Here is an 8,388-nt window from a genome sequence, read left to right as displayed (position 1 = left end):
GGTCTCCGCCGTCACCGCGACCGCCGCGCGCCACGCGGGCCCGTCGGTCGCGACCGGCGGCACGTCCGTCGCCGCCGACCCGTGGCCGGGCGTCGCGCTCGCCGCCCTCGGCCTCGGTGGGCTGGCGGCGCTCGCGGGCCGGACGGTCGTCATGCGCCGTCGCGCGCTGCCGCGCCGGCCGTGACGACGACTGTGACGACAGCTGGCCGGGCGACCCGGCGGCGGATCCTCACCGCCGCCGGGGTCGTCGTCGCCTCCGCGGCCGTCGTCGCGGGCGCGCTGTCCGCGGTCGGCGCGCTGTCCGCGGTCGGCGCGCTGCCGGTCACGACCGACCTCCCCCGTGACCTCGCGGGCGCACCCGTGCAGGCCGACGTGCCGGCACCGGCGCCCGCGGCGACCGCCGACGGCACCACCACGGCCGTCGACTCGGGCCTCGGCCGCTTCCGCGCCCCCTCGGTCGGGCTCGACGTGCCGCTCGGCGCGGTCGACGTTGTCGGCGGCGTCGTGGATCCCCCGGGCTTCTCCTCCGCGTACCGCGTGCGCGACCTCGGCGTGGCGCCCGAGGACGCGGCGACGGGCACGGTCTTCGTCGTGATGCACTCGGTGCGCGGCGGCGGCACGGGGCCCGGAGACCTGCTCATCGACGACCGGGCGGGCAGCGCGAGCGTCGCTCCCGGCGCCGTCCTCGAGGTGGCGGGCGTCTCCTACGCGGTCGGATCCAGCCGCGCGGTGGCCAAGGACGCCCTCCCCGACGACGCCGAGGTCTGGGCGGACACCCCCGGTCGGCTCGTCGTCATCACGTGCCTCCAGCGCCCGGACGGCAGCCCGTCGCGCGACGACATGGTCATCGAGGCGACGCGCGCCTGATCCCACGGGGAGCGCGCGACGGCCGACGCGGTCGCCCGCACCCCGCGTCGGTAGCCTCGACCCATGGGGATGGGCGACGCACGGCGCGAGGTCGCGCGCGCCTGGCACGCCACCGTCTCCCCCGACCGCCTCCTGCTCGCCGCCAAGACCGCGCTCGCGGTCGGCATCGCCTGGGCCGTCGCCCCGTTCGTGCCCGGCGTCGCCAGCGAGTACCCCTACTACGCCCCGCTCGGCGCGCTCGTGAGCATGTACCCGACGCTCATGGGATCCGCGCGCACGGGCCTCCAGACGCTCCTCGGCCTCGGGGCGGGCATCGTCCTGGCGACGGCCGTGATCCTGACGACCGGCCCGTCGTGGTGGTCGATCCCCGTGATCGTCGGCATCGGCGTGATCCTCTCCGGCTCCGGCTGGTTCGGCGCGGGCCGCGAGTACGTGCCCATGGCGGCGCTGTTCGTCCTCATCATCGGCGGGCAGGACGCCGAGACGTACTCGCTCGGCTACCTCGTGCAGATGGCGGTCGGCGTGGTCACGGGCCTCGTCATCAACGTGCTCATCGCGCCGCAGCTCTCCAGCGGGGCCGCGGGTGCCCGCATCAGCGCGTTCCAGCACGAGGTCGCCGAGCGGCTGCGGGACGCGGGCGACGCGGTCGAGGCCGACTCGCCGCCCGCGCATGCCGACTGGATCCGCGCCAGCGAGGACCTCGCGGGCACCGCGCGCGCCGTGCGGGCCGAGCTCGTCGAGGCCGACGAGAGCCGCAAGGGCAACCCGCGCGCGCTCGTCAACAAGCGCGACGTGCGCATCGACCACGCCCGGCTCGAGGCGATGGACCAGATCGTGTTCCACGTCCGCGACGTGTCCGCGGCGCTCGCGGACACCATCTGGCACGAGCGCGGCGCCCTCGGGCTCGACCACGAGGTCACCGGCCCCATCCGCGACGCATGCCACGCCGTCGCGGGCGTGCTCGACCTCGACGACCCGGACTCCCCCGAGCGCCACCGGGCGATGGCCCACGCCGCGCGGCAGGTGCGCCTGCTCGTGGAGGCGGTCGACCGTCGGTCCCAGGAGCTCGGCCGGGCGATGGGCCCGGGCGTGCTCACGGCCATGCACCTCAAGCGCGTGCTGCACCACCTCGAGCCGGTGGACGCGGCCGAGTCACCGGCCCCGTAGCGCGGATCCGGGATCCGGGCTCGGCGCCGCGGGCGGCTCGACAGCCGGCTCCACCCCGACCGGCTCCACCCCGAGCGGCGGCGCGCCCGCCCGCGCGTCGAAGCGCACCGCGACGATGCCCGCCACGATCAGCGCGCCGCCCACCAGCTGCAGCGCCGTCAGCTCCTCGCCGAGCAGCAGCCAGGCCCACGCGCCGGCCGCCGCGACCTCGAGGAGGCCCGTGAACGACGCGAGGCGGGATCCGAGCATGCCGCCCGCCGTGATCCCCGCGCCGTACGCGAGCGCCGTCGCGACGACGCCGACCACGAGCATCGGCACCCACCACGGCACGACGCTCCCCAGCATCACGACGTCGGCGACGGATCCGGTGAACGGCAGGATCCCGGTGACGCCCACGAGCGCCAGCAGCACCGCCGCGACGAGCAGGCCCGCGGCCGCGAGCGCGACAGGGGGCAGGCCGTCCGCGCCGCGCGCCGCGATGGCGAAGTAGCCGGCGCAGCCGACCATCGCGCCGAGCGCGAAGAGGAGGCCGACCGGATCCAGCGCCCCGCCGCCCGAGGGCGACACCACGAGCGCGAGCCCGCCCGCCGCCGCGACCGATCCGAGGAGCACGGGCACCGCGGGCCGTCGCCTCGTCATCGCCCACGCCACCGCCACGAGCAGCAGCGGCGCCATGAACTCGATGAGGATGGCCGTGCCGACGGGGATCCGCTCGATGGCCGCGAAGTACATGACCTGCGCGCCCGCGACGCCCACGAGCGCCATGCCGAGCACCCGGCGCCACGCGCGGATCACCTGCCGGAGGTCGCCGCGCAGCTGCACGAGCGCGATGGGCGCCAGCAGCAGCCCGCCGACGAGCGCCCGCAGCGCGACGGCCGCGACCGGGCTCCATCCCCCCTCGAGCAGCGGCTTCACGAACGCGCCCGACAACCCGAAGGAGCAGGCGGCGACGACCGCGAGGACGAGTCCGGTGGTCAGGTGGCGTCGTTCCATGGTGCGCTCGTCTCGTCAGGGGCCATGCGGCCTACGGTCCTGACGTTAGACTGGTCTCGGATAAGGAGTCAACTTGCTTTTCGCCCCTGACACGGAGGACGTGCTCACGTTCGACGCCGTGATCCTCAATACGGCCCCGCGTGCCACCCGCTCCGGCGACGACCTGCTGGCGACGCCGGAGCAGCTCACCGACCTGATGACCCGCAACGGCTTCTCCGGCCGCTTCGACCGCGACGAGCGCGAGCTCCGCGAGGTGCACAGCGCCCGCAGCCGCCTACGGGAGATCTGGGACCTCGACCGCGACGCCATGGTGGATCCCGTCAACGAGCTGCTCGCGCGCCATCGCGCGGCACCCCGGCTCGTGCGGCACGACGCCCTCGACTGGCACCTGCACGCGACCCCGGAGGACGCGCCGCTCGCGGACCGGATCCTCGTGGAGGCCGCCATGGCGCTCGTCGACGTGGTGCGCTCCGACGCCACCGACCGCCTGCGCGTGTGCGCCGCGGACGACTGCGACGGCGTGCTCGTCGACCTCTCCCGCAACGGGTCGAAGCGCTTCTGCAGCGTGCGCTGCGGCAACCGGATGAACATGGTCGCGTTCCGCGAGCGCCGCGCGCAGGATCCGGTCGGCTAGGACGACCCCGCCCCGACCCGTGGATCATCGGGCCTGCAGCGCCGCCTGGTAGAGGTCGCGCTTGCCGAGGCCGGTCGCCTCGGCGATGGTGCCCGCCGCGTCCTTGAGGCGCGCCCCGTCGGCGACGAGCTCGAGCACCTGGGTCACGCCGGTCGCGAGGTCCACCTCGAGCGCAGCTGCGCCCTCCGCGACCACGACGATCTCGCCGCGCACGCCCTCGGCCGCCCAGGCGGCGAGCTCGGCGGCGGATCCGCGGCGCACCTCCTCGTAGAGCTTCGTGAGCTCCCGGCACACGACGAGCCGGCGATCCGGGCCCCACTCGGCGACGACGTCCTCGAGCGACGCCTGCAGCCGGTTCGGCGACTCGAAGAAGACCATGGTGCGGCGCTCGCGCACGAGCTCGCGGAGCACGCGGCGCCGGTCGCCGCCCTTGCGCGGCAGGAAGCCCTCGAACGTGAAGCGGTCGGTGGGGAGGCCCGAGACGGCGAGCGCGCTGAGCACGGCGCTCGGGCCGGGGATCACCGTGACGCGGACGCCCGCCGCGGCCGCCGCCTCCACCAGGTGGAACCCGGGGTCGGAGATGGCGGGCATGCCGGCGTCGGAGAGCACGAGCACGTCGGTCTCGCGCGCCAGCTCGACGAGGTCGGCGGAGCGCTCCTGCTCGTTGTGGTCGTGCAGCGCGATGAGTCGCGGCCGGTTCTCGACGCCGAGCGCCGTGAGCAGCCGGATGGTCGTGCGGGTGTCCTCGGCGGCGATCACCGTGGCGGAGGTCAGCGCCTCCACGAGCCGCCGCGACGCGTCGCCCAGGTTGCCGATGGGGGTCGCGCCGAGGATGATCACCGGTCGATCATCCCATCCGTGCCACTCCCGCCCTCGCCCGGGAGGCCGGCCCGGTCGCCGGCGTGCACGGGATCCTCGGCCTCGGGCCTCCCGGGTCGCTCCAGCCGCGGATCCAGTTGACGATGCCGGCCCCGATCGCAAGCAGGCCCAGGGGCACGCCGAAGAGGACGACGGTGTCGAAGCGGCCGCCGTTGCTGATCTCGCCGAACGCACCCGTCAGCCCGAGGACCGACACGACGCACAGCACGACGCCGAGGGCGATCAGCCCCCAGGTGTCGCCCCGACCCCGATCCCTCCGCAGGAACACGCCTCAGCCCTGGCCGGGCACGTCGGCGCCCACCGCCGCCAGCACCACGGGATCCGCGCACCCGCGCGCGAACCCGTCGATGCGCCGGTCCATGTCGCGCTGCAGGATCCACGCGCCGATGCGCTCGGCGACGGGCGCCAGCCACGCGGGCCGGCACGCGAAGTTGTAGCGCCACGTCGCGAGCGTGCTGCCCGGCTCGCCGTCCGCCGGCGCGAACCGCCACCCGCCGCCCATGCGCGCGAAGAACCACGACCCCTGCGTCATCTTCATGCCGACGTTCGTGGGCGGCTGGTGCGAGACGTACTCGCTCACCATGCCGAGGCCGAGCCGCGAGACCGTGAAGGTGCGGACGCCCTTCGCGGGCTCGGTCGCGCCGTCCATGAGGTGCTGGTGCGCGATGAAGGGATCCCACCGCTTCCGGATCGCCCCCTGCGTCTGCGAGATCGCGAACGCGACCTCCGGCTCGACGGGGACGATGCGGCGGGACTCGACGACGGGCACGGATCCATGCTGGCACGGCGCGCGCGGGCACGGCGGTGGCCGCACGCCCCCCGCCATCCTGCGTACGCTCGTCTCAGCGGCCCCGCGGGCCGACGGCGCCCGGATCGGGCGCGACGCACCACCACCCCCGAGGAGCACCAGTGGACGACGCCATCGAGCAGGACGCGATCCCCGAGCCGGAGCCCACCGAGATCACGTACGACGAGGAGCGCTTCCCGGCCCGCCCCGCCCGACTCCGCGCGCGTCCGCAGCTGCGCGCCAGCGGGATCCGCCGCTCGTCGAACGACCCGCGCGCCGCCGACGCGTCGAACCCCTCCTATGTGGAGTGGCTCCGCCGCCAGTCGATGCTCGGCGACGCCGACGTGCTGAGCCGCGGCCTCTCGGGATCGCCCAGCATGTGGTCGAACCCGTACGCCCGGCCGGACGCGCGCCGCGCCATCGACACCGCCTCCGTCTGGTTCACGGCGTACCCGATCTCGCTCATCACCAAGGAGGGCGAGTCGTACCTCGGCGCGCTCGGCGACCCGCAGCTGTGGGAGATCTTCCAGTCGATCGGCATCGAGGCCGTGCACACCGGGCCCGTGAAGCTCGCCGGCGGGATCACCGAGTGGTCGCAGACCGCGAGCGTCGACGGCCACTTCGACCGCATCAGCACCCAGATCGACTCCGCCTTCGGCACGGAGGACGAGTTCCGCCGCCTCACCGAGGTGGCCGACCAGCACGGCGGCAGCGTCATCGACGACATCGTGCCCGGGCACACCGGCAAGGGCGCCGACTTCCGGCTCGCGGAGATGGGCTACAAGGACTTCCCCGGGATCTACCACATGGTCGAGATCCCCGAGGAGGACTGGCACCTGCTGCCCGACGTGCTCCCCGGCCGCGACGCCGTGAACCTCGACGTGGCCGCCGAGCAGGCGCTCGCCGACCAGGGCTACATCATCGGCCGCCTGCAGCGCGTGATCTTCTACGCGCCCGGCGTCAAGGAGACCAACTGGAGCGCCACGGCGCCCGTGCTCGGCGTCGACGGCCGCACGCGCCGCTGGGTGTACCTGCACTACTTCAAGCAGGGGCAGCCCTCCATCAACTGGCTCGACCCCACGTTCGCCGGCATGCGCATGGTCATCGGCGATGCGCTGCACTCCCTCGGCGACCTCGGCGCGAGCGCGCTGCGGCTCGACGCGAACGGCTTCCTCGGCGTGGAGAAGAGCGTCGAGGGCCCCGCGTGGTCCGAGGGCCACCCGCTCTCGGAGGCGGCGAACCACCTCATCGCGAGCATGGTGCGCAAGGTCGGCGGGTTCTCCTTCCAGGAGCTGAACCTCACGATGGAGGACATCCGCGACACCGGCCGCGTCGGCGCCGACCTCTCCTACGACTTCATCAACCGGCCCGCGTACCAGCACGCGCTCGCGACCGGCGACACCGAGTTCCTGCGCCTGACGCTCCGCACCTCGCTCGAGGTCGGCGTCGAGCCCGTGACCCTCGTCCACGCGCTGCAGAACCACGACGAGCTCACCTACGAGCTCGTGCACTGGGCGACCGAGCACTGCGCCGACGTGTTCCCGTTCCGCGGCGACGAGATGACGGGCGCGGACCTCGCCGAGACGATCCGCGGCGACCTCCTCGAGGAGCTCACGGGCGAGAGCGCCGACTACAACCACGTGTTCACGACGAACGGCATCGCCTGCACCACGGCGTCCGTCATCGCGGCGGCGCAGGGCTTCACGACGCTCGACGCGATCGGGGACGACGACGTGGACGGGATCCGCGCCGCGCACCTCCTACTCGCCAAGTTCAACGCGTGGCAGCCGGGCGTCTTCGCGCTCTCCGCGTGGGACCTCCTCGGCGTGCTGCCGCTGCACGCGTCGCAGGTGGCCGACCTCATCGAGGGCGGCGACACCCGCTGGGTGCACCGCGGCGGGCACGACCTGCTCGACGCAGCGCCCGACGCCACGGGGTCCGGATCCGGCATGCCGCGCGGCCGCTCGCTGTACGGATCCCTGCCCGCGCAGGTCGACGACCCGTCGTCGTTCGCGTCCGGCCTCCGGAGCGTGCTCGAGGTGCGCGAGCGCTTCGACGTCGCGCTCGGCACGCAGCTCGACGTCCCGGACGTCGGGCACCCCGGCATGCTCGTGATGGTGCACCGCCTCGACAACGGCGACCCCGAGGCCGACGCGCGCCTGCAGCTCACGGTGCTCAACTTCACGGGCGAGCCCATCCTCGCGACGGTGCGCTCCGAGGAGCTCCCCGCCCGCCGGGTCGTCCGCGATGCCACCACGGGCGAGGAGGTCGGCACGGTCGACGACCTGTCCAGCTTCCCGGTGCAGCTCGAGCCCTACGCGGGCCTGTTCCTCATGCTCGACGAGGAGCCGGAAGCCGAGGAGGCGTAGGCCGCCCGGCCTCCGGGCTTCATGCGAACCGGCCGGCGGATCAGCACCACGCCTCGAGGGCGACGTCGCGGATCCGCCGGTCGCGGATCTCCGCCCACTCCACCGCCAGGCGGGGCGCCGCGATCGGGTGCCGCACGAGGTCGACGACGCGGTTCGTGAGGAGCCGGGGCGTCACGCAGCCGGACGCGAGGATCCCCGTCACGGCGACGTCGGCCCCGCGCGTGCGCTCGAGCCCCGCGTGCGTGCGCATCACCCAGGCGTCGAGAGCACGGAGGTCCGGCCGGATCGCCCCGACCCGCCCGCCGACCACGACCACCAGGTGGCTCAGCTGCGGCAGGTGGTCGGGCACGGTCACGGCGCGGAGGCACCTGGCCGCGGCGTGCACCCCGCGGATCCCGGCGGCCTGAGCGTCGACGCCCACGACGAGCGCGCGCACGGGACGCGGATCCTCGTCTCCTCGGCCGTCGAGGGCGGCGCGCAGGTCGGCCAGCTGCACGATGGCGTCGCCCGCGCACGCGATCCGCGGTGTCCGCGCCCGGCTGCGGCCGGCGGACGCGTCGGCGATGGGCGCGCGCACGTCAGTGCCTCCGCCGGCGACGCGGCGGCACACGGCGCTCCGCCGCGCCGCGCCCCGACCCGACCCGCCCCGTCCCCACGGGCCGCACGCCGAGCCGCACGTCGTGCAGGGCGGG

8 protein-coding genes and 1 pseudogene are annotated in these 8,388 nt (G+C 74.7%); 5 read left to right on the top strand and 4 right to left on the bottom strand.

Annotated elements, in window-relative coordinates:
- From DZG00_RS09410 to DZG00_RS09400, 3 genes and pseudogenes are all read left to right on the top strand, one after another.
- Positions 1 to 184 (top strand): annotated as a pseudogene (locus DZG00_RS09410) (tyrosine-protein phosphatase); the annotation flags it as partial.
- Entirely contained in the window at positions 181 to 867 is a 687-nt protein-coding gene (locus DZG00_RS09405; protein ID WP_233550112.1) for a sortase family protein, read from the top strand. The pseudogene DZG00_RS09410 and the gene DZG00_RS09405, both read left to right, overlap by 4 nt.
- A 63-nt stretch (positions 868 to 930) precedes the next feature.
- Positions 931 to 2,034 carry an FUSC family protein gene (locus DZG00_RS09400; RefSeq protein WP_119383185.1) on the top strand — a complete coding sequence of 368 codons (1,104 nt, stop codon included), beginning with the start codon at positions 931 to 933 and terminating at the stop codon, positions 2,032 to 2,034.
- Here the strand turns inward: DZG00_RS09400 and DZG00_RS09395 are convergent.
- A complete protein-coding gene (locus DZG00_RS09395; protein WP_119455565.1) occupies positions 2,020 to 3,027 on the bottom strand; it encodes an EamA family transporter in 1,008 nt (335 codons plus the stop codon). The two genes, DZG00_RS09400 and DZG00_RS09395, sit on opposite strands and share 15 nt — an antisense overlap.
- A gap of 73 nt (positions 3,028 to 3,100) precedes the next feature.
- Here DZG00_RS09395 and DZG00_RS09390 point away from each other — a divergent pair, with 73 nt between their 5' ends.
- Positions 3,101 to 3,661: a CGNR zinc finger domain-containing protein gene (locus DZG00_RS09390; protein WP_199688941.1), complete on the top strand. Its 561-nt coding sequence runs from the start codon at positions 3,101 to 3,103 to the stop codon at positions 3,659 to 3,661.
- A 24-nt stretch (positions 3,662 to 3,685) separates the two neighbouring features.
- On the opposite strand, the gene rsmI is transcribed toward DZG00_RS09390, so the two are convergent.
- Both rsmI and DZG00_RS09375 read right to left on the bottom strand, forming a co-directional pair.
- Positions 3,686 to 4,501 (bottom strand): 16S rRNA (cytidine(1402)-2'-O)-methyltransferase, encoded by an 816-nt coding sequence (gene rsmI / locus DZG00_RS09385; protein WP_119382295.1) that lies wholly within the window; start codon positions 4,499 to 4,501, stop codon positions 3,686 to 3,688.
- A 310-nt stretch (positions 4,502 to 4,811) separates the two neighbouring features.
- Positions 4,812 to 5,309, bottom strand: coding sequence for an SRPBCC family protein (locus DZG00_RS09375; RefSeq protein ID WP_119382294.1), 498 nt, complete (start codon positions 5,307 to 5,309; stop codon positions 4,812 to 4,814).
- A gap of 140 nt (positions 5,310 to 5,449) precedes the next feature.
- Here DZG00_RS09375 and treS point away from each other — a divergent pair, with 140 nt between their 5' ends.
- On the top strand, positions 5,450 to 7,696 hold the full coding sequence (treS, locus tag DZG00_RS09370; protein ID WP_119382293.1) for a maltose alpha-D-glucosyltransferase: 2,247 nt from the start codon (positions 5,450 to 5,452) through the stop codon (positions 7,694 to 7,696).
- A 40-nt stretch (positions 7,697 to 7,736) separates the two neighbouring features.
- On the opposite strand, the gene DZG00_RS09365 is transcribed toward treS, so the two are convergent.
- Positions 7,737 to 8,273, bottom strand: a complete 537-nt coding sequence (locus tag DZG00_RS09365) for a hypothetical protein (RefSeq protein WP_119455564.1) — start codon at positions 8,271 to 8,273, stop codon at positions 7,737 to 7,739.
- Positions 8,274 to 8,388 lie beyond the last annotated feature (115 nt).

The organism is Clavibacter lycopersici (assembly GCF_003576405.1).
Taxonomy (GTDB): Bacteria; Actinomycetota; Actinomycetes; order Actinomycetales; family Microbacteriaceae; genus Clavibacter; species Clavibacter lycopersici.
The sequence above is the reverse complement of the archived record's forward strand: the minus strand, read 5'-3'. Positions and strand labels throughout refer to the sequence as shown.